The organism is Streptococcus infantis (assembly GCF_018499575.1).
Lineage (GTDB): Bacteria > Bacillota > Bacilli > Lactobacillales > Streptococcaceae > Streptococcus > Streptococcus infantis_K.
This window is the reverse complement of sequence record NZ_JAHDAP010000004.1, coordinates 34,976-57,147: the sequence shown is the minus strand read 5'-3', so window position 1 is coordinate 57,147 and position 22,172 is coordinate 34,976. Positions and strand designations below refer to the sequence as shown.

Sequence of the window (22,172 nt, the reverse complement as noted above, 5' to 3'; positions counted from 1 at the left end):
CGGGAAGTAGCTCAGCTTGGTAGAGTACTTGGTTTGGGACCAAGGTGTCGCAGGTTCGAATCCTGTCTTCCCGATTGGTCAACATTTTGATTGAGGCAGATGCCTTTTTTTATTTTTAAATAAAAAGTAATTATAAATCATCATTTATCTGTAAAATTACATTACATTTCCTTATATGTTTTGTTTCGTTTCCATTTCAAAAACTAATAATCTGGTGAAGAATTATCCTAATGATAGTTCTTTTTTTTTATTTTTGGTATTCTAGACATATGAAAAGAATCAGAATTGATGTTGTTGTTGTTCCTTTAAGTGGACATTTGTATCCAACAATGAATTTATTAGTACCTTTACTGAATAATCCTCAGTATGAGATTCGTTTATTCACAGGTCCTCAGAAAAAAGAAGTTGCTGAAGTTGCTGGTTTCACTGTTGTTCCTATACTAGAGAATCACATCGAAGAGTTTGAACGCGCAGCAAATAATGATCAGCAATTAGGAGTTTTGTCAGCCTATCATCAACTTTCTGAAAGTATTGATTTAATTAATTTAGTTTCAGATCAATTATTAGAAGAGTGGAGCAAAAATAGGCCAGATATAGTTATTGCTGATTTTATTACGTTGTCTGGTGGTTTGGTGGCTAATCAACTTGGAATTCCCTGGATAACTACTATGGCTACACAATTTGTTTTAGAAACTACTGATGGGCCTCCTTGTTTTATTGGTGGCATGGGGAGTCCAAAGAATTTTTGGCAGGCTACAATACAATTTTTGGGGAGAAAAGCAACTCGTATAGTGAAATGTATTGTATCTTTTTCATTCCGTGATCGTTTAAAGAGATATAAATTCAAAGTATATAACCAACTCGGTCAGGAGACAATTTATTCTCCTTATTCCATTCTCGTCATTGGCATGAAAGAATTAGAACTTAAAAAGGGCTTTCCAGAGCATTTTAGTTGGGTGGGCCCATCAGGAGCTTCAGTTGAGGCCGGAGAGGATTATCCTTTAGATTTAACTCCTTTTACTGATCGAAAGAAAGTTTTGGTGACTTGTGGGACACAGCTAGCTTGGGCAAAAGACAATGTGATCTATCAAGCTAAGCAACTTGCGAAAGCTCATCCGGATTGTCACTTTTTTGTGACTCGTGGCGTTGGTGGGGAAGCTTTTCAATGTGAGAATCTCATGGAGAATTTGTACGTTGTTTCTTATCTTCCTTATAAGGAGTATATCCCTCAGATGGATTACGTGATTCATCACGGGGGGGCTGGAATTTTTTATCAATGCATTATTTATGGTAAGCCAGCTTTGATATTACCTCATGATTATGATCAATTTGATTATGCCGTTCGTGGGGTTGAGGCCGGTATTGCTTTTACAGCTAAAAGAGATAACAGCAAGGCAATTGGACAAGCCTTTGATAGTTTATTAGCTAAAGAGGATTGGTCGGAATTAGAGATTTTACGCCAAGCTGCACATTCTTACCATCCGACGGAAATTTTAGAGAGTGAAATCCACCGTCTGTTAGCGGATAAGGAGAAAGAATGATGAAAAAAGTATTAGTTACGGGAGCCACTGGTTTCTTGGGGAAATATGTCGTAGAAGAATTAGTCGAGTATGGTTATCAGGTTCGAGCTTTTGGTAGAAACAATAAGGTTGGTCAATCTTTGGAGAATTCTTCGGTTAGTTTTTTTCAGGGTGATTTGACCAAAGCTGATGATGTGCTAGAGGCTTGCAAGGGGATGGACCTGGTCGTTCATGCGGGAGCCCTGTCAACAGTTTGGGGTCCTTGGGAAGATTTTTTTCAGGCTAATGTTTTAGGAACAAAATATGTTCTCGAGGCATGTCACCAAACAGGTATTCAACGTTTAGTCTATGTATCCTCACCAAGCATCTATGCTGCTCCTAAGGATCAGTTGGCTATCAAAGAAAGTGACGCTCCAGAGGAAAATAATCTCAATAATTATATCCGTAGCAAATTGGCTTCAGAGAAGCTCTTTAAAGATTATCCAGATGTTCCGAGTATTATCTTGAGGCCTCGGGGGCTGTTTGGAATTGGAGATACCAGCATTTTGCCACGAGTGATTAATCTGAGTCAAAAAATTGGTATTCCTTTAATTGGAGATGGGCGTCAGCTCATGGACATGACTTGCGTGGAAAATGTTGCTCTGGCAATCCGTTTGGCCATAGAAGCTCCAGAAGCCAAAGGTGAGGTTTATAACATTACTAATGGTGAACCGAGGGCTTTTAGAGATTTGTTAGAGGAAAGTTTGACAGGTCTGGGTTATCCAATCAAATATAGAAAAATTCCAGCATCTCTCTTATCAGGAATTGCAAGTAGTTTAGAATTTCTATACAAGACCTTGAACCTTAAAGGGGAGCCACCTCTAACTCGATATACCTATTATCTGCTCCGCTATAGTCAAACGCTGGATATTAGCAAGGCTATGAGGGAATTGGGGTATCATCCGAAAATTAGTATTTCAGAAGGGATTGAACAATATGTCCAAGATTATCGAAAGCATTGAGTATTTCTCAGCGGGATACTGTACTAGTTATGCTGGTTTGCTTTTTAAGGGTGTCAAAAATAGAAAGATGACTTTCCCAGCAGGCGTCTTTTTGATCAAACATAGGGATAAGGGTTATGTACTTTATGATACTGGCTATCACTACGATATTAAGACCAAGTTACGATATGCTTTATATCGCTTGGGGACGCCCGTTCAAATGACGGAGCAGGATCAGATTTCGCATTTGCTGAAGGCTAAAGGAATTAAACCAGAAGAAATTAATTTTGTCCTGCTGTCTCATCTACATCCAGATCATTTAGGAGGGGCTAGCTTCTTTCCGAACGCAAGCTTTATCCTAACCCAGGAAGTGTATGATGTTTACAAGAAACCAAAACTAAAAGATTTAATTTTTAAAGAATTTTTGCCGAGTGACTTCGAGGAAAGATTGACAGTCATCAAGGCAGATCGGCAAAACTCCAACTTCAATTATCGTTTCACCAATGATCTTTTTGGAGACGGAAGTATCCTGGTAGCTTCTATTGATGGGCATGCCAAGGGCCAAGCCTGTCTCTTTATTCCAGATTATCATCTCTTTATCGCAGCGGATCTTTGTTGGGGAATTGACCTTTTACCTTACACCAAACAGATGCATCTGGTTCCTTCCTTGGTGCAAGATAGTAAGGATGACTATATCAAAGGAACAGAGCTCTTGGAAGAGGTTTTAAAGGATGGAATAGAAGTGCTAGTTAGCCATGACCCTGTAGAAAGGATTGAGCGGATCTTGTATGAAAAAAATAACCTTTCTTAAAACCTTTATCCAAACTCGTTGGCTACATAATTTTAAATCTCGAAAAGCCTTAGAAAGCTATCAGAAAAAGCAACTAGATGTCTATATGGAATTTCTAAAACATGAGTCACCTTATTTTAAAAATGGTGTACCCAGTGATTTTGATCATATGGATAAAGCATTTATGATGACGCATTTCAATGAGCTTAATACTCAAGGTGTGGATAGAGATGAGGCCTTAGCTTTGGCTATCGAAAGTGAAAAGACCAGGAATTTTACAGAGCTCAAGGGAGAAATAGCTGTCGGGCTGTCTTCTGGAACATCTGGACATCGGGGACTTTTTATCACAACTGAAAAAGAACGAAGTATGTGGGCGGCGGCTATCTTGGCAAAGATGTTGCCCAAAGGTCACCTTTTTGGACATCGTATAGCCTTTTTTTTGAGAGCTGATAATGAATTGTATCAGACCATCAATACGGCGCTCATTCGTTTAGAGTACTTTGATATTTTCAAGAATACAGATGAGCATATCGAGCGTCTCAACAATTATCAACCGACCATCGTGGTGGCGCCTGCTTCTATGTTGATTGAATTGAGTAAGCGTCTAAAAGCTGGAGAACTAAAGATTCATCCACAAAAAGTTGTTTCGGTGGCTGAAATCTTGGAAGATAGTGACAGAGAACGGATTTCTGAGGCTTTTGCATTACCAGTTATTGACCAAGTCTATCAAGCAACAGAAGGTTTTCTAGCTTGTACTTGTTCGGCTGGGAATCTGCATCTTAATGAAGACATCATCTTTGTGGAAAAGCACTACTTGGATGACCGACGTTTTTATCCAGTAATAACGGATTTCAAGCGAAGCAGTCAACCTGTTTACCGCTACAAACTTAATGATATCTTGGTTGAGAATCCTGAACCTTGTTCATGTGGTTCTCATTATACAAGGATTGACAAGGTCGAAGGTCGCTCTGATGACATCTTCTACTTTGAAGATCAGGATGGAGGACAGGTGACAATCTATCCTGATTTTATCAGGCGTTGTATTCTCTTTGTGGAAAATGTTGGAGACTATCAAGTCAAACAACATTCTGAGAAGTTAGTGGAAGTTTGTCTGAGTCGAAGGGACGAGCAATTGGAAACAGCCATTACAGAGCAATTTCGACTCTTGGCTCAACAAAAAGAGTTTAAAGCACCTGAAATACAATTTTCAGATTATCAATGGGATACAAGTCGTAAGCTCAAGCGTATCCAACGTTTATGAAAGGACAAAAGATTATGACAGAAGTAAAAAGACATGTAGAAATTGCAGGCTATGGAGTTTGCCTCCCAAAAAACACAGTGCAATTTAAAGACCACACGCGTTATCGTGTCGTAGAAAATGAAGAAACACAGCTAGATTTGGCAGAAGCAGCTATCCAAGCTGCGCTTGAAAATGCAAATTTGAGTATGAAAGACATTGATTGCCTTGTATCAGCTAGTGCGGTTGGTGTTCAACCTATTCCGTGTACAGCTGCTTTGATTCATGAGCGCGTAGCAAAAGGGCACTCCATCCCAGCCATGGATATCAATACGACTTGTACAAGTTTTATCTCAGCACTATCAACTATGTCGTACTTGATTGAAGCTGGAGAATATCATCGCGTTTTGATTGTATCTAGTGAAGTTGGTAGCTTGGGTCTCAATCCGAAGCAAAAAGAAAGTTATGAACTCTTTGGTGATGGAGCCGCAGCCTTTATTTTTCAAGCAAGTGACAAGGATAAGGGAGTGATAGCAAGTCTTCAACGGACTTGGTCGGAGGGGGCTCACGATACTGAAATCCGTGGAGGTTTGACTTCTTATCAGCCAAAAGAGTACTCTGAAGAGACGAAGACGAATTTCATGTTTGATATGAAAGGGAAGAAAATCCTCTTGCTTTCTGCTCGTGTTATTCCTGAAATGTTCCAAGAATTCCAAGAGAAATCTGGTATTTCTAAAGATGCTGTAGACTATATTATCCCACACCAAGCTAGTCGAGCATTACCACTTGTCATGGATAAATTAGGAGTTGGCAAAGACAAGTACCTTAACATCGTTAGTGATTATGGAAATATGGTTTCTGTTGCGGTACCTTTTGGATTGGCTTATGCACTCGATTATGGCTATGTGAAGGAAGGAGATACCATCTTCTTGATGGGGACTGCGGCTGGTATGACGGTTAATATGTTGGCGTTGAAATTGTAAAACGAGAGCAGGCACATGTAAGTTGCCTGCTTTTTAAATGATTTTATAGGTAGAAGTATCGGCCTAAACAGGAAAAAGCTTGCTAAGTTTTATGAAACTGAGTATACTAGAAGGTAATAAGCGTTTTCAGATAGTATATGAGGGAGTATACTTAGAAGTTGAGAGGGAGATATGGGGACAAGAAAATTTCGATTATTGATGTCCAAGTATGGCTTTAGTATTGCGATTATCCTGATAGAATTATTTGTTATTTTTGGAATTATTCTTTACATGAGCCAGATTGCTCCACTTGTTTGGGTCATTCTTGTGTTTCTCATCAGCATAGCAACCGTTATAGCGATTGTCAATCGTTCCATGTCGCCAGAGAGCAAGGTGACTTGGTTGATTGTGACCTTTGTGCCTGTGTTTGGTCCATTACTTTATATCATGTTTGGTGAGCGCCGACTATCAAAAAAAGAGCTGAAACAACTCAGAGAATTGCGTTCGATTACTTTACAAGAGAAGCATGAAGATAGTCTTCATAAGAACCTACAAGAAACAGATAAATCTGCCTACGGGATTATCAACGCTTTGCTACATATGGATAGCAATGCGGAAGTCTATGAGCATACGGATTCACAATTTTTCGAAAATGGAAAAGAAATGTGGCAGCAGATGCTGGAGGATCTAAAGAGAGCTAAAAAATTTATTTTTCTAGAATACTACATTGTCGAAGAGGGGTTAATGTGGGATAGCATGCTTGAGATTCTGGAAGAAAAGGTAGCCCAGGGAGTTGAGGTTAAGATGCTCTACGACGATATTGGTTGTATGGTAACTTTGCCGGGAGATTATACGGTTCATTTGCGTTCTAAAGGAATTGATGCTCATAAGTTTAATAAGGTGATTCCTCGTATGACGGTGGCCTATAATAACCGTGATCACCGAAAAATATTAGTCATTGATGGGCAGATTTCCTATACTGGAGGGATTAACCTTGCAGACGAATACATCAATCAGATTGAACGTTTTGGACACTGGAAAGATAGTGGGATTCGTATAGATGGTCCGGCGACTCAAGCCTTCACAAGACTCTTTCTCATGAACTGGTACATCAACCGTGGAGAAATCAGTGACTTTGATCAGTATCATTTAGAAAATCAGACACGATCCGGTAGTGGACTTTGTATCCCATATGGCAGTGGGCCAAAACCAATCTACCAGATGAAGGTGGGTAAAATTGTCTATCAAAACCTGATTAATCAAGCGGAAGATTTTGTCTATATCACAACGCCTTATCTCATTATCGATTATGATTTGACAGAGGATATAAAGAATGCGGCGATGCGAGGTGTAGATGTGAGAATAGTCACACCCCACATACCAGATAAGAAACTCATTCAACTTGTAACACGGGGAGCTTATCCAGATCTTTTATCTGCGGGTGTTCGCATTTTTGAATACACACCTGGTTTTATCCATAGTAAGCAAATGATTGTTGATGATCGATTTGCGGCTGTGGGTACGATTAACTTGGATTATCGTAGCTTGGTCCACCACTATGAAAATGCAGTACTACTCTACAAAACAGAGTCAATCGCGGATATTCGCAAAGATTTTGAAGAAATTTTTGAACAATCTCAAGAAATCTTCTCGGATACCATAAATCCTACATGGTATCAAATGATGATTAAAGAAGTAACACAGTTATTTGCACCTATGCTTTAATAGAAAGAGACGGTTTTTCGTCTCTTTTTCTGTAAGCAGTTTCCTTGACATCTTATTTATTTTTCGTTATCATATGTCCATATAATATATGGGAGTCTGTGTACAGTCTGAGAGGAAGTGTTAAACTTCGACCGCACCTGATCTGGGTAATGCCAGCGTAGGGAACGATACTTGGCCTAATTTTGCACCTTTTTCATATATGAAAGAGGTTTTTCTTTTTTTCAAAGAAAAACTGTAACTTAGAAGGAGGTTTTAATGAAAGCAAGCATTGCTTTACAAGTCCTACCCCTGTCACAAGGGATTGACCGCATAGCTGTTATTGATCAAGTCATTTCTTATCTGCAAGCTCAAGGAGTGACTATGGTAGTGACACCCTTTGAAACGGTCTTAGAGGGAGACTTTGATCAACTCATGCGCATTCTCAAAGAAGCATTAGAAGTGGCAGGTCAAGGGGCAGACAATGTTTTTGCCAATGTGAAAATAAATGTAGGAGAGATTTTAAGCATCGATGATAAACTTGAAAAATATAATGAGACGGCACATTAGTCTGCTAGGATTTTTGGGTGTCTTATCTCTTTGGCAGGTAGCGGGTTTGTTAAAACTCTTACCAAAGTTTATCTTGCCGACACCACTTGAAATCCTTCAGTCTTTTGTTCGTGACAGAGAATTTCTCTGGTACCACAGCTGGGCAACCTTGAGAGTAGCCTTGTTAGGTTTGGTCTTGGGTGTCTTGATAGCCTGTATCATGGCCGTCCTTATGGATAGTCTGGGCTGGTTAAATGACCTGATTTACCCAATGATGGTGGTTGTCCAGACCATACCGACCATTGCCATAGCGCCTATTCTGGTTTTGTGGCTTGGTTATGGAATCTTGCCCAAGATTGTCTTGATTATCTTGACGACAACCTTCCCTATTATCGTCAGTATTCTAGATGGATTTAGGCATTGTGACAAGGACATGCTGACCTTGTTTAGTCTGATGCGAGCAAATCCTTGGCAAATCCTGTGGCATTTTAAAATCCCTGTCAGCCTGCCCTACTTTTATGCAGGATTGAGGGTCAGTGTCTCCTACGCCTTTATCACAACAGTGGTATCTGAGTGGTTGGGAGGCTTTGAAGGACTTGGTGTCTACATGATTCAGTCCAAGAAACTGTTTCAGTATGATACCATGTTTGCGATTATTATTCTGGTATCGCTTATCAGCCTTCTGGGTATGAAATTAGTGGATATCAGTGAAAAATATGTGATTAAATGGAAACGTTCATAGAACAATAATGTTTGAGAAAAAGAAAAGAGGAAATTAAAATGAAGAAAACATGGAAAGTGTTTTTAACGATTGTAACAGCCCTTGTAGCTGTCGTGCTGGTGGCCTGTGGCCAAGGAACTGCTTCTAAGGACAATAAAGAAGCAGAACTCAAAAAAATTGACTTTATCCTAGACTGGACACCAAATACCAACCACACAGGACTTTATGTAGCCAAAGAAAAAGGCTATTTTAAGGAAGCTGGAGTGGACGTGGACTTGAAATTGCCACCAGAAGAGAGTTCATCTGATTTAGTAATCAACGGTAAGGCGCCATTCGCTATCTATTTCCAAGACTATATGGCTAAGAAATTGGAAAAAGGGGCAGGCATTACTGCCGTTGCAGCGATTGTAGAACACAATACATCAGGAATTATCTCTCGTAAGTCTGACAATATCAATAGTCCAAAAGATTTGGTTGGTAAGAAATATGGAACCTGGAATGACCCGACTGAGCTTGCTATGCTGAAAACCTTGGTAGAATCTCAAGGTGGAGACTTTGAGAAGGTTGAAAAAGTACCAAACAACGACTCAAACTCTATCACACCGATTGCCAATGGCGTTTTTGATGCTGCTTGGATTTACTACGGTTGGGATGGAATTCTTGCTAAATCGCAAGGTGTGGATGCCAACTTTATGTACTTGAAGGACTATGTTAAAGAGTTTGACTACTACTCACCAGTTATCATCGCTAACAACGATTATCTGAAAGACAACAAAGAAGAAGCTCGCAAAGTAATCCAAGCCATCAAAAAAGGCTACCAATATGCCATGGAGCACCCAGAAGAAGCAGCCGATATCCTCATCAAGAATGCACCTGAACTCAAGGATAAACGTGACTTCGTCATTGAATCTCAAAAATACTTGTCAAAAGAGTATGCTAGCGACAAGGAAAAATGGGGACAATTTGATGCGGATCGCTGGAATGCCTTCTACAAATGGGATAAAGAAAATGGTATCCTTAAGGAAGACTTGACTGATAAAGGGTTCACTAACGAATTTGTGAAATAATGACAGAAATTAGACTAGAACACGTAAGCTATGCCTACGATGATGAAAAGATTTTAGAGGATATTAACCTGCAAGTGACTTCAGGTGAAGTGGTCTCTATCCTAGGACCCAGTGGTGTAGGAAAGACAACCCTCTTTAACCTGATTGCAGGCATTTTAGAAGTCCAGTCAGGACGAATCATTCTTGACGGAGAGGAAAATCCCAAGGGGCGCGTGAGCTATATGTTACAAAAGGATCTGCTTTTGGAACATAAGACGGTGCTAGGAAATATCATCTTGCCCCTCTTAATTCAAAAGGTGGATAAGGCAGAAGCTATTGCCAAAGCGGATGAAATCCTTGCTACCTTTCAGTTGACAGCCGTACGGGATAAGTATCCTCATGAACTCAGTGGTGGGATGCGCCAGCGTGTGGCTTTGCTCCGAACCTACCTTTTCGGGCATAAACTCTTTCTTCTAGACGAGGCCTTCAGTGCCTTAGACGAGATGACTAAGATGGAGCTTCATGCCTGGTATCTTGATATTCATAAACAGCTAGGTCTGACGACACTCATCATTACGCATAGTATCGAGGAGGCCCTTAACCTTAGTGACCGTATCTATATCTTGAAAAATCGCCCTGGGCAGATTGTTGCTGAAATTAAACTAGATTGGTCTGATGCAGAAGACAAAGAAGTTCAAAAAATTGCCTATAAACGTCAAATATTAGAAGAGTTGGGCTTAAATAATTAGAAAGATAGGGAGTTGGTGAGGTTGCTACTTTGCCAGCTCTTTTTTGTCTATAAATGGAAATTCTGATAGATAAAAAGTGATATAATTGAGGTATGGTGTTGTGATGAAAAAAGATGAAAGTGATAAAATTGAAGCAAGGAAGGATATAAATAATAATTCTCAAATGAGCGAAGTTAGAAAGCTAGCGCTACAGAACGGAATTTATTCAAATCCTATCAAAAAAAGCCGTAAAAAAATGACTGAGGAACAAATAATCGAAGCTGTTAGTGGTGGAAATATGATGTAAAGAGTTATCTCATTGATGTGAACTAATTGAAAAATAATCCTGAATTTCACAAGATATTGAGTTTTATCAATACAGCAGATTCTAAACAAATGAAGGGAGCTGAGGGGCATGAAAGATGATTTTGAAGAAGTAAATTGGTCCGAGTATTGCTATAAAGAAAATGATGGTGATATAATTTGGTGGGTTGATACAGCCTGGTTCGCTAGAGGGTTGATGTTAATTACATTTGATAAAAAGAAGTTCTATAATCTTTTTAAAGATTATCCTCACAATATGACTGAAGAAGAAGTTAGAATTTTTGATAGAGAAAATCCTTACTGGAGAGATTTTTTCTCTCGATAATAGAATATGAATTATAGCTAAAAAACTGTGAAAAACTCACACTAGAAAAAACTTCGGTACATCATTAATGATACCGAAGTTTTTTCTAGACTTTACGAAATATTTCTTAGATTTGATGATAAATAACATACTTTCAAAGGATTTGAAAGCTAGCTGTAACTTCTTTATTATAACATAATTGTAGGATAGAAAATGAAATGGGAATTGCTTGCTATTGGTAGCTATTTTTAAAACTCAGTATTTTCAAGGTCTTAGCCCTAAAAATTTGACTTATAGAGTCTTAAATGATAGTATAGTCAAAGATGGTCAAAGTTGAAGAAGGAGGTAGTAAGCTATGAAATTTAAAAATACATCGGACCATATTGAAGCCTATATCAAGGCGATTTTAGAACAATCTGGTATCGTAGAATTGCAACGAAGCCAGCTAGCGGATACCTTTCAAGTCGTACCTAGCCAGATTAACTATGTGATTAAGACTCGTTTTACAGAGAGTAGAGGCTATCTAGTTGAGAGCAAACGTGGTGGCGGGGGCTATATTCGCATTGGTCGAATTGAATTCTCGAACCATCATGATATGCTTCGTGATTTGTTGTATTCTGTGGATGATGAGGTTAACCAAGCATTCTTTGAAGATGTTTTAAGACTCTTAGTCGAACAAGAACTCTTGACCCGCCAAGAGATGAATTTATTATTAGCTATGGGGACAGACCGAATTCTAGGTGAGGAAGCTAATCGTATTCGTGCCAATATGCTTCGTCAGTTGTTGCATGAAGTTGATAGAAAAGGAAAATAAAACGACATGAAATATTCAAAAGCATTGAGAGAATGCATCGATAGCGCCTTTCTGGTAGCGAGTCGCTTTGATGCAGATTACCTAGAATCATGGCACCTACTGATTGCCATGGCCAATCATAGCTACAGTGTTGCTGGAGCAACTTTAAATGAATTCCCGTATGAGATTGATCGTTTAGAGGAAGTGGCTGTAGAGTTGACAGAAGCCAACTATAACCACAAGGAAGATTACAAGGAACTCCCCTTCTCCTACCGCTTAAATGTCTTACTATTAGAAGCGGAACATGTTGCTTCGGTGGTACATGCCAAAGCATTGGGTACTGAGCACCTTCTATACGCTATCTTGCATGATGGCAACGCCCTAGCAACTCGCATTCTGGAAAAAGCAGGTTTCTCCTATGAAGACCAGAAGGACCAAGTCAAGATTGCTGGGCTTCGTCGTAGTCTTGAGGCGCGTGCTGGTTGGACAAAAGAAGATTTGAAAGCCCTTCGTCAGCGCCATCGCTCAGTTGCAGATAAGCAAAATTCTATGGCAAATATGATGGGGATGCCTCAAACTCCAAGTGGAGGTTTGGAAGATTACACTCATGATCTTACAGAACAAGCCCGTTCAGGCAAATTAGAGCCAGTCATCGGGCGTGACCAAGAAATCTCTCGTATGATTCAAATCTTGAGTCGAAAAACAAAAAACAATCCAGTTCTAGTTGGAGATGCAGGTGTTGGTAAAACAGCTCTGGCACTTGGCCTTGCGCAACGAATTGCCAACGGAAATGTACCTGATGAAATGGCTAAGATGCGAGTCCTAGAACTTGATTTGATGAATGTGGTTGCAGGAACCCGTTTCCGTGGAGACTTTGAAGAACGTATGAACAATATCATCAAAGATATCGAGGAAGACGGAAAGGTTATCCTCTTTATCGATGAGCTTCATACGATTATGGGATCAGGAAGTGGTATCGATTCGACCTTGGATGCGGCTAATATCCTGAAACCTGCCCTAGCGCGTGGAACTCTGAGAACTGTTGGGGCAACCACTCAGGAAGAATACCAAAAACACATCGAAAAAGACGCAGCCCTTTCTCGTCGCTTTGCAAAAGTGATGATTGAGGAACCAAGTGTGGCTGATAGTATGGCTATCTTACAGGGCTTGAAGGCAACTTATGAGAAACACCACCATGTTCAAATTACAGATGATGCAGTCGAAACAGCTGTCAAAATGGCACATCGCTATTTGACTAGTCGTCACTTGCCAGACTCAGCGATTGATCTTTTGGATGAAGCGGCAGCAACTGTCCAAAATAAATCGAAACATGCTAAAAAAGATGAGTCAGGTTTAACACCTGCAGATAAGGCCCTGATGGATGGCAAATGGAAGCAAGCTACTCAACTCATTGCAAAAGAGCAGGAAGTTCCAGTCTATAAAGATCTAGTAAAAGAATCTGATATTTTGACAACCTTGAGTCGCTTGTCAGGTATTCCAGTTCAAAAATTGACACAAACGGATGCTAAGAAGTATCTCAACCTTGAAACTGAGCTGCATAAACGGGTTATCGGACAGGAACAAGCGGTATCTAGTATCAGTCGTGCCATTCGGAGAAATCAATCGGGTATCCGCAATAACAAACGTCCGATTGGTTCCTTTATGTTCCTTGGACCGACAGGTGTTGGTAAAACTGAATTGGCCAAGGCTTTGGCAGAAGTTCTCTTTGATGACGAGTCTGCTCTTATCCGCTTTGACATGAGTGAATACATGGAAAAATTTGCGGCTAGTCGTCTTAACGGAGCTCCTCCAGGGTATGTCGGTTACGAAGAAGGTGGCGAATTGACCGAGAAGGTTCGTAACAAACCTTACTCAGTCTTGCTCTTTGACGAGGTCGAAAAAGCCCACCCAGATATCTTTAATGTTCTCTTGCAGGTCTTAGACGATGGTGTCTTGACAGACAGTAAGGGTCGCAAGGTTGATTTCTCCAATACCATCATCATCATGACTTCAAACCTTGGTGCGACAGCTCTTCGTGATGACAAGACAGTCGGTTTTGGAGCTAAAGATATTCGTTTTGATCAGGAAAATATGGAAAAACGAATGTTCGAAGAGTTGAAAAAAAATTATCGCCCAGAGTTTATCAACCGTATTGATGAAAAAGTGGTCTTCCATAGCTTGTCAAGTCAAGATATGCAGGACGTGGTTAAGATTATGGTCAAACCATTGATTGCAAGCCTGGCAGAAAAAGGCATTGACTTGAAACTCCAAGCATCTGCCCTTAAGCTTCTAGCTCAGAAGGGATATGATCCAGAGATGGGAGCTCGCCCACTGCGCAGAACCCTGCAAACAGAAGTAGAAGACAAACTAGCAGAGCTCCTTCTTACAGGTGAACTGAAAGAAGGTAAGACACTTAAAATTGGTGTCAAAGCAGGTCAATTGAAATTCGACATTGTATAAAACAAGAACTATGAATCTATAATTTGTAGATCCGCCCTCTTTATTGCCATCAAAAGCAGAAAGGAAGTAGAAGATGATGAATCAGATAATTCCAACCGGGATGACAGAAAAAGAGTACTTTGAAGTTCACGCTAGTCAAGCTGAATTTTTAGACTGGTACCACAAGCAAGCACTCCCTCAGTATGAAAAACCAAGCGTGACTGTGGATATGGTAGCCTATTGCTTTGTAGAAGGGAAAATGAAACTCTTTCTGATTCGTCGGAAGGCACACCCTTTTCAAAATTGCTTAGCGCTAGTTGGTGGTTTTATGGATAAAGGGGAAGATGCTGCCCATGCTTGTCAACGTGAGGTAAAAGAAGAAATCAATCTTGATCTTCCACTGGAAAAGATTGAGCAGCTAGTGACAGTATCTACTCCTGATCGTGATCCCAGAGGGTGGACAGTTACCATTGCCCACTTGGTTTACCTACCCAGTCGAGCTCTTGACTTGGCTAAGGCAGGAGATGATGCAAAAGAAGTCGTTCTTGTGGATGTCGATTTTCACACAGGCAAGTGTTACTTGGATGGTAAAGAACTTGAGGAGAAGGACTTTGCATTTGACCACTTATCCATTATTCAAACATCCATCAAGAAGATTCAAAAAGCTATCGACTATGACTCTCGTTTCCTTTATTTACTAGAGGATGAATTCACAGTGGATGATGGTTTAGCCCTCCTTGAGACTCTATGTCCAGGCAAATCATGTACGAGTGATAGTTTCTTAACGAAATATGGTGATCGTTTAGAGGAAGTTGGTTTTAAACGGATTCCTCAAAAGGAAGTTATCACTATTTATCGATTAAAATAAAAAGTGAGGTCGGAATTTTCCCGACCTCTTTTTGTTTAAGGATGTTTATCTTTATTAGAATTGCTCATAAATCGAATGAATAAATCTTTGTATTTATATTTTAAATAGGTTTCGTGTAAATACAATAAAGCTACATAGACAATCATGAAAATGGCAGTTAAGTAAAACAAATCAAATGTTGTTTGAGCGTAATGAGTAGCACCCCCATAAGAACAGAAAGCAGCTAAAATCAACCAAGGAAGATACTTGTAATATTTGCTTAACATAAGCCCACACCTCCAATATCCTATTTCAATTTTATTATAGTCCTTCAAGAAAAAAAATGCAAGCGATTTCACTTTAAAATATTGCATTTTAGTAGGAAAATTTTCCTGTTTTTTAAAATCTTTTACGAATAAAAGATATAGGAGGAATAAGAAAATAAATGTACTCAAAAATAATTCTAAAAAATTTTAGATAAATAGTTGACAGAATCAAAAACAAATATTACAATAATGTTACAGAAGTATTTCATAACATTGCAAAAAGATTACATAGGAGGCCATCATGAAAACAAACCATTCCATTCGATTAGTTGCAGTAGCTGTACTAGCTTCCACTTTGCTTTTAGGAGCATGCGGAAATAAAAAAGAAGAAGCTAAAAACGACAATGCAACTAAAACAACACAAACGACGTCAAGTTCAAAGGCAAACTCTTCTAACAAAGAAGGTAAAACTCAAGCTTCAACCAGTACTACGACTTCAGAAAAAACCAAAGCTTCCTCTGAACAAGCATCAAGTCCAACAACTCAAGGACAAGAGTCCAATCAAGCAGCGCAAACTCCATCAAATCAACAAGGAACACAAGCAAAACCAAATCAGTCAACCTATGATCCAACAACTGATCGTAAACTTCAAGACAAACAGGCAGAGAATAACAAACGTTATAAAGGGGTCTTGACTATGGTGGATAGAGATTTCTCAGCTGCAGCTGGGAGTTGGAAGGGTGCTAATGGTGAAACTATCACTGTCTCATCAGGTGGCCAGTTTACAGTGGAATCTGCTGATGGTAAGAAAGAAAACTACTCTATCCAAAGCTATTCTTATACCCTTGATGATGGAAAATACAATGCTGAAGTAGGTGGTGGAAAAGTTATTCAAATTACAACAGGAGCGGACGGTACGGTATCTAGTGTTGTCTTGATTCAACCATAGAATTTAGTACTAAAATAATTTGTTTAAAAATAGCTCAGTTGATGAGTACCTACAGCATTCCCAGTTGATAAGACGTCATAAATGAACTCCAGAGATGAGACTAACTTAAGAGTATATGTAAACATGTCTACCTAAACTGACCGTTTTTCACTTAGTTTCTTTCAGAGAAAGTGGTATAATGAAAAAATCAAAGGGAAACGAGTGATGAATCAATCAATGCCAGATAAATTAATTTTACCTCAAAACACACGACTCATGGGAGTACTTCTTGGCTTTATAGGTGGTTCTTTGGATGTGTTCTGTCACATCCAGTACCACAGCTTGGTGGCAACACAGACAGGGAACATTCTCCTACTGATATCTGATTGGCACGACTCAAATGTTATCAATACGATGCTACGATTCTGCTCCATTATTTTCTTTTCTCTAGGATTTCTGTTTGCCCTACACATGAAAGAATACCGCAAAACGGCCTACTGGCGGGTTAAGATGTTGCTCCCCTTATTTATCGGGACCCTTATTTTGCCTTTCTTTTCAAGATTTCCTCTATTAGAAGTTCCTTTCATTGCTTTTGGAACAGGAATGATGATGCTAACATTTACGGGTAGTTTGATTGAAGATCATCCCTATGTCATTTTTATGACTTCTGGAAATTACCGAAAAATGCTGATTGCTTTGTATCGCGTCGTTAGAGGAGAAGGAGACGTTCAAGAATATCGTCGCCAAGCTTTAAACTATGGGATTGTTGTAGGGAGTTTTATAGTAGGGGCAATTAGTTTGGCTATATCTATGCATTTTCTTCATGAATGGTCTGTTTGGATTATCAGCCTCAATTTGTTTTTGATTATGTCCTACTATATAGCTAGAGTGAAGCAATTAGATTTAAGAGATGAAAATATATAAAAAGGCAAGGCTCATTTTTGAGCTTTGCCTTTTTGTGAAGTAGATAGAAGATTATATTTTCTCTAACTGCAAGAGTGCTTCAATCTCAGCCAGGGTACTGGCTTGTGAGATAGCTCCACGGAGTTTAGCGGCGCCAGATGTTCCACGGAGATAGTGAGGAGCTAGGCCACGGAATTCACGGACAGCAACCTTTTCTCCCTTGAGATCAATCAAGCGTTTCAAGTGCTCGTAGGCGATTTTCATCTTGTCTTCGAAGGTCAAATCAGGAAGGATTTCTCCCGTTTCAAAGTAGTGATTGATCTGGTTGAAGAGGTAGGGGTTTCCCATGGCTGCGCGTCCAATCATAACAGCGTCAGCACCGACTTCTTCGATACGTTGTTTTGCATCTTGGACAGTACGGATATCACCGTTGGCGATAAATGGAATCTTAGTCAGAGCTTGTGCAACCTTGTGAAGGGTCTCAAGATCCGCATGGCCAGTATACATTTGCTCACGGGTACGACCGTGCATGGCAAGGGCAGAAACACCTGCAGCTTCAGCAGCGAGGGCGTTTTCTACTGCTAAGGATGGGTCAGACCAGCCTGTACGCATTTTGACAGTGAGAGGGATATCAAGGACAGATTGAACCTTGTTAATGATAGAATAGATCTTGTCTGGATCCTTGAGCCACATAGCACCAGCCTCGTTTTTTACGATTTTATTAACTGGGCAGCCCATGTTGATATCGACGATATCGGTCTTGGTATTTTCTTGAATAAATTCTGCTGCGCGTGCGAGGCTATCTTCGTCACTACCAAATAGCTGGATAGAAACTGGGTTTTCTCCTTCATCGATATGAAGCATGTGAAGAGTCTTTTCGTTATTGTATTGGATTCCTTTGTCAGAGACCATTTCCATGACCACGAGCCCAGCTCCAAGTTCTTTTGCAATAGTACGAAAGGCTGAGTTTGTCACACCGGCCATGGGTGCGAGGACCGTCCGGTTTGGGATCTCGACGTTCCCAATCATAAAAGGTGTATTAAGATTTGTCACGAATGAGTTCCTCCAAGTCGTTTTCATCAAAGTTGTAAGTAGTTTGGCAGAATTGACAAGTGATTTCCGCCCCGTGGTCTTCATCCTTCATTTCCTGTAAATCTGAGCTCGGAAGGCTTGCAAGGGCGTTCATAAATCGTTCTTTGCTGCAGTCACATTGGAAACGAATTTCTTCTTCAGACAAACGTTTGTATGGTTCGTCGCCGTAGATAGCCTTGAGAAGTGCTTCGATATGGTCGTCGCTTTCTAGAAGAGTCGAAATGGCTGGCATTTCTTGGATACGTTTTTCAAAACGGGCGATTTCTTTTTCCTTGGCCCCTGGTAGAACTTGGAGAAGGAAACCACCTGCGACCTTGACCTTGTCTTCGTCATCTAAAAGGACATTAAGGCCAACAGCAGAAGGCGTTTGTTGACTTTCTGTAAGATAGAAAGCTAGGTCTTCACCGATTTCTCCAGAGATGAGAGGCGTCATGGAATTGTAGGGATTTCCAGTGCCATAGTCTGTAATTACTAGAAATTGACCATTACCAACAAAAGGCCCAACCAAGACTTCGCCTGTTGCAGTTTTTTTGATGTCGACGCCAGGATTTTGAACGTAGCCTTTGACGTTACCCTTGGTATCGGCGACGGTGATAATGGCACCGAGGGAGCTGGTTCCAAGAACCTTGACAGTCAGTTTGGTATTTCCTTTTTCATTGGCAGCGAGAATTTGGCTGGCGATTAAAGTACGACCAAGCGCTACGGTTGAACTAGCTTGGGTTTGGTGTTTTTCTTGAGCAGTACGGACTGTTTCCGTGCTATCTAGAACAAAAGCACGAAAAGATCCACTTTCTGATATTGTTTTAATAATTTTATCCATAGCTACTATTTTAGCATAAAAATGCCCAAAGGGGGAGTGGTGTGTTTGCTAGCCTTTCAAATTGTTTCACTTATAATTGTCAATATTAGGATGGCAAAGAAATTGGGCTTTTTAGAATATTTTTATTGATATCTTAGCTTTCCTTAAAATATGCTAAAATCAACTTTTAAAAAATAGTAAACAGTTGAAAATAAACAAAGTAAAGTGGTAAAATGGGAGCAAGACAAAATAGTATTGTATGTTTGTGAAAAGATAATGAAAATTTACAGAAAAGAGTATAATGTGAATAAAAAGAAACCATACTATGTTTTTTTGGGACAAACGGTCCTGTATTTTATTATTTTACTGGGTTTGCTTTACTTCTTTAGCTATCTAGGACAAAGTCAGGGTGGCTTTATCTACAATGAATTCTAAAAGGAGATCCCTACTGTGTCAAACCAACCAATTACTGATATGATCGAGGCGATTGAACATTACGCCCAACTGCAACCAAACTATCCTGTCTACAATGTCCTTGGAGAAGAGCATACCTATGGCCAATTGAAGGCAGACTCAGATAGTTTAGCAGCCCACATTGACCAAATGGGACTTCCGGAAAAGTCACCTGTTGTGGTCTTTGGTGGACAAGAATATGAAATGTTGGCAATCTTTGTGGCTCTGACAAAATCTGGCCATGCTTATATTCCAATTGACAGCCATTCTGCCTTGGAGCGCGTGTCTGCTATTGTTGAAGTGGCTGATCCAAGTTTAATCATCGCTATCAATGAGTTTCCCATTGAAAACCCAGCTACTCTGATCTTGAACTTGGAGCAAGTCCGTGAAGCTTATGCAGCTCAGAATGCGTATGATTTGCAACATCCAGTCAAGGGGGATGATAACTACTACATCATCTTTACCTCTGGAACAACTGGAAAACCAAAAGGGGTGCAAATTTCACACGACAACTTGCTCAGTTTCACCAACTGGATGATTACGGACAAGGAATTTGCGACGCCAGAGCGTCCGCAAATGTTGGCGCAACCACCTTATTCCTTTGACTTGTCTGTCATGTATTGGGCACCGACCTTAGCTCTTGGAGGGACGCTTTTTGCCCTTCCATCAGCCATCACTCAAGACTTTAAACAACTCTTTGCGACCATCTTTTCTCTTCCAATTGCGATCTGGACTTCAACGCCATCTTTTGCAGATATGGCCATGTTGTCTGAAGATTTCAATGCTGAAAAGATGCCAGGTATTACCCATTTCTACTTTGATGGGGAAGAGTTGACCGTTAAAACGGCTCAAAAACTGCACGAGCGTTTCCCAAATGCGCGTATTATCAATGCTTACGGTCCAACGGAAGCGACGGTAGCTTTGTCAGCAGTCGCTATTACAGATGAGATGTTAGCGACTCTTAAACGTTTGCCAATTGGTTATACCAAAGAAGATTCTCCAACCTTCATCATTGATGAAGAAGGAAACAAATTGCCAAATGGAGAGCAAGGAGAGATCATCGTGTCTGGACCAGCTGTTTCAAAAGGTTATATGAATAATCCAGAGAAAACAGCAGAAGCCTTCTTCGAATTTGAAGGTCTGCCAGCCTACCACACTGGGGATGTGGGAACTATGACAGATGAAGGTCTTCTTCTTTACGGTGGACGGATGGACTTCCAGATTAAGTTTAACGGTTACCGTATCGAACTTGAGGATGTTTCTCAAAACTTGAACAAATCGAAGTATATCGAATCGGCTGTCGCAGTTCCACGTTATAATAAAGATCACAAGGTCCAAAATCTCTTGGCTTATGTCATCTTAAAAGATGGCGTCAAAGAACAATTTGAGCGCGACATCGATATCACGAAAGCTATCAAGGAAGATTTGGAGGATATTATGATGTCTTATATGATGCCGTCTAAGTTCCTTTACAGAGAGGAATTACCATTGACTCCAAATGGTAAAATTGACATTAAAGGTTTAATTAACGAGGTAAATAATAGATGATGGATTTCCTACAACAGCTACCTCATATTGAGCCGTATGGGAATCCGCAGTACTTTTTGTATGTGATTACTGCCACCTTGCCAATCTTTATCGGTCTTTTTTTCAAAAAACGCTTTGCCTGGTATGAAATATTGGTTAGTCTCTTCTTTATCGTCACTATGTTGACGGGTGGCAAGACCAATCAATTGGCTGCCTTAGGGATTTATCTGATATGGCAAATCTTGTTGGTTCTTTTTTACAAGCAGTATCGAAAAACTAAAGACGGGAAATGGACTTTCTATCTCGTTAGTCTGTTATCTTTACTTCCTATCATCTTTGTGAAGGTCCAGCCAGCTATTAATGGCACACAATCCTTGTTAGGTTTTATCGGAATTTCTTATCTGACTTTTCGTTCGGTAGGAATCATTATCGAACTCAGAGATGGAGTCATTAAGGAATTGAAGATGAGGGAATACTTGCGTTTTCTCCTCTTTATGCCGACATTTTCAAGTGGTCCCATTGATCGTTTCAAACGTTTTAATGAAAATTATCAGACGATTCCAGAGCGCGATGAGTTGATGGATATGCTAGCTGAGTCCGTCCGGTATATCATGTGGGGATTTCTGTACAAATTTATCCTAGCTCATATTTTAGGCGAGATTTTGTTACCTCCTCTAAAGAATCTAGCTTTACAGGAAGGGGGTGTCTTTAACTATTATGTGGTGGCAGTCATGTACACATTTGGTTTGGAGCTCTTCTTTGACTTTGCGGGTTATTCCATGTTTGCTATAGCTATTTCAAATCTGATGGGGATTCGTAGTCCGATCAACTTCAACAAACCCTTCTTATCAAGGGATTTGAAAGAGTTTTGGAATCGCTGGCACATGAGTTTATCTTTCTGGTTTCGTGACTTTGTCTTTATGCGCATGGTCATGGTGATGACGAGAAAGAAATTGTTTAAGAATCGAAATGTGACCTCAAGTGTCGCCTATATCCTAAACATGCTCCTTATGGGGTTCTGGCATGGAATAACGTGGTTTTACATCGCCTACGGACTCTTTCATGGGGTAGGTTTAGTGATTAATGATGCCTGGGTTCGTAAGAAAAAAACACTCAATAAGGAACGAAAGAAAGCAGGGAAAGCTCCCTTGCCTGAGAATCGCTGGGTTCAGTTGCTTGGCATGGTAGTCACCTTCCATGTCGTGATGGTCTCATTCTTAATCTTCTCTGGATTTTTGAATGATTTATGGTTTAAAAAATAAA

The 22,172-nt window shown here is 40.0% G+C and carries 23 protein-coding genes and 1 tRNA gene; 21 read left to right on the top strand and 3 right to left on the bottom strand.

Annotation, left to right across the window (positions count from 1 at the left end):
• The 16 genes from KJR31_RS08480 to KJR31_RS08405 all read left to right on the top strand — a co-directional run bounded on the left by KJR31_RS08480 (window position 1) and on the right by KJR31_RS08405 (window position 14,962).
• Window positions 1–74 (top strand) — tRNA-Pro (locus KJR31_RS08480).
• Between the two features lie 195 nt (window positions 75–269).
• A complete protein-coding gene (locus KJR31_RS08475) occupies window positions 270–1,541 on the top strand; it encodes a glycosyltransferase (protein WP_214262926.1) in 1,272 nt (423 codons plus the stop codon).
• On the top strand, window positions 1,541–2,521 hold the full coding sequence (locus tag KJR31_RS08470; protein ID WP_214262925.1) for an NAD-dependent epimerase/dehydratase family protein: 981 nt from the start codon (window positions 1,541–1,543) through the stop codon (window positions 2,519–2,521). Before KJR31_RS08475 ends, KJR31_RS08470 begins: the two co-directional genes overlap by 1 nt.
• Complete coding sequence (locus tag KJR31_RS08465; protein ID WP_214262924.1) at window positions 2,496–3,311, top strand: MBL fold metallo-hydrolase; 816 nt, start codon at window positions 2,496–2,498, stop codon at window positions 3,309–3,311. The genes KJR31_RS08470 and KJR31_RS08465 overlap by 26 nt, the downstream gene beginning before the upstream one ends.
• Entirely contained in the window at window positions 3,289–4,551 is a 1,263-nt protein-coding gene (locus tag KJR31_RS08460) for a F390 synthetase-related protein (protein WP_214262923.1), read from the top strand. Before KJR31_RS08465 ends, KJR31_RS08460 begins: the two co-directional genes overlap by 23 nt.
• Before the next feature lie 14 nt (window positions 4,552–4,565).
• Entirely contained in the window at window positions 4,566–5,510 is a 945-nt protein-coding gene (locus KJR31_RS08455) for a 3-oxoacyl-[acyl-carrier-protein] synthase III C-terminal domain-containing protein (RefSeq protein ID WP_214262922.1), read from the top strand.
• A 171-nt stretch (window positions 5,511–5,681) separates the two neighbouring features.
• A complete protein-coding gene (gene cls / locus KJR31_RS08450) occupies window positions 5,682–7,214 on the top strand; it encodes a cardiolipin synthase (protein ID WP_214262921.1) in 1,533 nt (510 codons plus the stop codon).
• Between the two features lie 255 nt (window positions 7,215–7,469).
• On the top strand, window positions 7,470–7,760 hold the full coding sequence (locus tag KJR31_RS08445) for a thiamine-binding protein (RefSeq protein WP_214262920.1): 291 nt from the start codon (window positions 7,470–7,472) through the stop codon (window positions 7,758–7,760).
• Window positions 7,723–8,481 (top strand): ABC transporter permease, encoded by a 759-nt coding sequence (locus tag KJR31_RS08440; protein ID WP_214262919.1) that lies wholly within the window; start codon window positions 7,723–7,725, stop codon window positions 8,479–8,481. Before KJR31_RS08445 ends, KJR31_RS08440 begins: the two co-directional genes overlap by 38 nt.
• Before the next feature lie 38 nt (window positions 8,482–8,519).
• Window positions 8,520–9,527, top strand: a complete 1,008-nt coding sequence (locus KJR31_RS08435) for an ABC transporter substrate-binding protein (protein WP_214262918.1) — start codon at window positions 8,520–8,522, stop codon at window positions 9,525–9,527.
• The gene (locus KJR31_RS08430) at window positions 9,527–10,255 is read left to right on the top strand and encodes an ABC transporter ATP-binding protein (RefSeq protein WP_214262917.1); all 729 of its coding nucleotides are present in this window, start codon (window positions 9,527–9,529) and stop codon (window positions 10,253–10,255) included. The genes KJR31_RS08435 and KJR31_RS08430 overlap by 1 nt, the downstream gene beginning before the upstream one ends.
• 103 nt (window positions 10,256–10,358) lie before the next feature.
• Complete coding sequence (locus tag KJR31_RS08575; RefSeq protein ID WP_250319713.1) at window positions 10,359–10,541, top strand: hypothetical protein; 183 nt, start codon at window positions 10,359–10,361, stop codon at window positions 10,539–10,541.
• A gap of 108 nt (window positions 10,542–10,649) precedes the next feature.
• A complete protein-coding gene (locus tag KJR31_RS08420; protein ID WP_214262916.1) occupies window positions 10,650–10,883 on the top strand; it encodes a DUF7675 family protein in 234 nt (77 codons plus the stop codon).
• 334 nt (window positions 10,884–11,217) lie between these two features.
• On the top strand, window positions 11,218–11,676 hold the full coding sequence (locus KJR31_RS08415) for a CtsR family transcriptional regulator (protein WP_214262915.1): 459 nt from the start codon (window positions 11,218–11,220) through the stop codon (window positions 11,674–11,676).
• A gap of 6 nt (window positions 11,677–11,682) precedes the next feature.
• On the top strand, window positions 11,683–14,115 hold the full coding sequence (locus tag KJR31_RS08410; RefSeq protein WP_214262914.1) for an ATP-dependent Clp protease ATP-binding subunit: 2,433 nt from the start codon (window positions 11,683–11,685) through the stop codon (window positions 14,113–14,115).
• Between the two features lie 73 nt (window positions 14,116–14,188).
• Entirely contained in the window at window positions 14,189–14,962 is a 774-nt protein-coding gene (locus tag KJR31_RS08405) for an NUDIX domain-containing protein (protein WP_214262913.1), read from the top strand.
• A gap of 35 nt (window positions 14,963–14,997) precedes the next feature.
• Here the strand turns inward: KJR31_RS08405 and KJR31_RS08400 are convergent, their stop codons facing one another.
• Window positions 14,998–15,228: a hypothetical protein gene (locus KJR31_RS08400; RefSeq protein WP_214262912.1), complete on the bottom strand. Its 231-nt coding sequence runs from the start codon at window positions 15,226–15,228 to the stop codon at window positions 14,998–15,000.
• Window positions 15,229–15,508: 280 nt separating this feature from the next.
• Here KJR31_RS08400 and KJR31_RS08395 point away from each other — a divergent pair, with 280 nt between their 5' ends.
• Complete coding sequence (locus KJR31_RS08395; RefSeq protein WP_214262911.1) at window positions 15,509–16,156, top strand: hypothetical protein; 648 nt, start codon at window positions 15,509–15,511, stop codon at window positions 16,154–16,156.
• 216 nt (window positions 16,157–16,372) lie between these two features.
• A complete protein-coding gene (locus KJR31_RS08390; RefSeq protein ID WP_214262927.1) occupies window positions 16,373–17,059 on the top strand; it encodes a YoaK family protein in 687 nt (228 codons plus the stop codon).
• A 51-nt stretch (window positions 17,060–17,110) separates the two neighbouring features.
• On the opposite strand, the gene dusB is transcribed toward KJR31_RS08390, so the two are convergent.
• Window positions 17,111–18,091 carry a tRNA dihydrouridine synthase DusB gene (gene dusB, locus KJR31_RS08385; RefSeq protein ID WP_214262910.1) on the bottom strand — a complete coding sequence of 327 codons (981 nt, stop codon included), beginning with the start codon at window positions 18,089–18,091 and terminating at the stop codon, window positions 17,111–17,113.
• A complete protein-coding gene (gene hslO, locus KJR31_RS08380; RefSeq protein ID WP_214262909.1) occupies window positions 18,078–18,950 on the bottom strand; it encodes an Hsp33 family molecular chaperone HslO in 873 nt (290 codons plus the stop codon). The genes dusB and hslO overlap by 14 nt, the downstream gene beginning before the upstream one ends.
• A 255-nt stretch (window positions 18,951–19,205) precedes the next feature.
• Here hslO and KJR31_RS08375 point away from each other — a divergent pair, with 255 nt between their 5' ends.
• From KJR31_RS08375 to dltB, 3 genes are read left to right on the top strand one after another with little or no spacing between them, the layout of a single operon-like run.
• Entirely contained in the window at window positions 19,206–19,364 is a 159-nt protein-coding gene (locus KJR31_RS08375; RefSeq protein ID WP_250319712.1) for a teichoic acid D-Ala incorporation-associated protein DltX, read from the top strand.
• Between the two features lie 15 nt (window positions 19,365–19,379).
• Entirely contained in the window at window positions 19,380–20,930 is a 1,551-nt protein-coding gene (gene dltA, locus KJR31_RS08370) for a D-alanine--poly(phosphoribitol) ligase subunit DltA (protein ID WP_214262907.1), read from the top strand.
• Window positions 20,927–22,171, top strand: a complete 1,245-nt coding sequence (dltB, locus tag KJR31_RS08365) for a D-alanyl-lipoteichoic acid biosynthesis protein DltB (protein ID WP_214262906.1) — start codon at window positions 20,927–20,929, stop codon at window positions 22,169–22,171. The genes dltA and dltB overlap by 4 nt, the downstream gene beginning before the upstream one ends.
• Window position 22,172 lies beyond the last annotated feature (1 nt).

What these genes read in the sequence shown, in the direction of transcription:
- KJR31_RS08390 (WP_214262927.1), top strand. Translation starts at nt 16,373, where the DNA reads ATGCCAGATAAATTAATTTTACCTCAAAACACACGACTCATGGGAGTA.
- KJR31_RS08575 (WP_250319713.1), top strand. Translation starts at nt 10,359, where the DNA reads ATGAAAAAAGATGAAAGTGATAAAATTGAAGCAAGGAAGGATATAAAT.
- KJR31_RS08410 (WP_214262914.1), top strand. Translation starts at nt 11,683, where the DNA reads ATGAAATATTCAAAAGCATTGAGAGAATGCATCGATAGCGCCTTTCTG.
- KJR31_RS08395 (WP_214262911.1), top strand. Translation starts at nt 15,509, where the DNA reads ATGAAAACAAACCATTCCATTCGATTAGTTGCAGTAGCTGTACTAGCT.
- KJR31_RS08440 (WP_214262919.1), top strand. Translation starts at nt 7,723, where the DNA reads ATGATAAACTTGAAAAATATAATGAGACGGCACATTAGTCTGCTAGGA.
- cls (WP_214262921.1), top strand. Translation starts at nt 5,682, where the DNA reads ATGGGGACAAGAAAATTTCGATTATTGATGTCCAAGTATGGCTTTAGT.
- KJR31_RS08470 (WP_214262925.1), top strand. Translation starts at nt 1,541, where the DNA reads ATGAAAAAAGTATTAGTTACGGGAGCCACTGGTTTCTTGGGGAAATAT.
- KJR31_RS08460 (WP_214262923.1), top strand. Translation starts at nt 3,289, where the DNA reads ATGAAAAAAATAACCTTTCTTAAAACCTTTATCCAAACTCGTTGGCTA.
- KJR31_RS08475 (WP_214262926.1), top strand. Translation starts at nt 270, where the DNA reads ATGAAAAGAATCAGAATTGATGTTGTTGTTGTTCCTTTAAGTGGACAT.
- KJR31_RS08445 (WP_214262920.1), top strand. Translation starts at nt 7,470, where the DNA reads ATGAAAGCAAGCATTGCTTTACAAGTCCTACCCCTGTCACAAGGGATT.
- hslO (WP_214262909.1), bottom strand. Translation starts at nt 18,950, where the DNA reads ATGGATAAAATTATTAAAACAATATCAGAAAGTGGATCTTTTCGTGCT.
- KJR31_RS08435 (WP_214262918.1), top strand. Translation starts at nt 8,520, where the DNA reads ATGAAGAAAACATGGAAAGTGTTTTTAACGATTGTAACAGCCCTTGTA.
- KJR31_RS08420 (WP_214262916.1), top strand. Translation starts at nt 10,650, where the DNA reads ATGAAAGATGATTTTGAAGAAGTAAATTGGTCCGAGTATTGCTATAAA.
- KJR31_RS08415 (WP_214262915.1), top strand. Translation starts at nt 11,218, where the DNA reads ATGAAATTTAAAAATACATCGGACCATATTGAAGCCTATATCAAGGCG.
- KJR31_RS08375 (WP_250319712.1), top strand. Translation starts at nt 19,206, where the DNA reads ATGAAAATTTACAGAAAAGAGTATAATGTGAATAAAAAGAAACCATAC.
- KJR31_RS08430 (WP_214262917.1), top strand. Translation starts at nt 9,527, where the DNA reads ATGACAGAAATTAGACTAGAACACGTAAGCTATGCCTACGATGATGAA.
- KJR31_RS08405 (WP_214262913.1), top strand. Translation starts at nt 14,189, where the DNA reads ATGATGAATCAGATAATTCCAACCGGGATGACAGAAAAAGAGTACTTT.
- KJR31_RS08465 (WP_214262924.1), top strand. Translation starts at nt 2,496, where the DNA reads ATGTCCAAGATTATCGAAAGCATTGAGTATTTCTCAGCGGGATACTGT.
- KJR31_RS08400 (WP_214262912.1), bottom strand. Translation starts at nt 15,228, where the DNA reads ATGTTAAGCAAATATTACAAGTATCTTCCTTGGTTGATTTTAGCTGCT.
- dltB (WP_214262906.1), top strand. Translation starts at nt 20,927, where the DNA reads ATGATGGATTTCCTACAACAGCTACCTCATATTGAGCCGTATGGGAAT.
- KJR31_RS08455 (WP_214262922.1), top strand. Translation starts at nt 4,566, where the DNA reads ATGACAGAAGTAAAAAGACATGTAGAAATTGCAGGCTATGGAGTTTGC.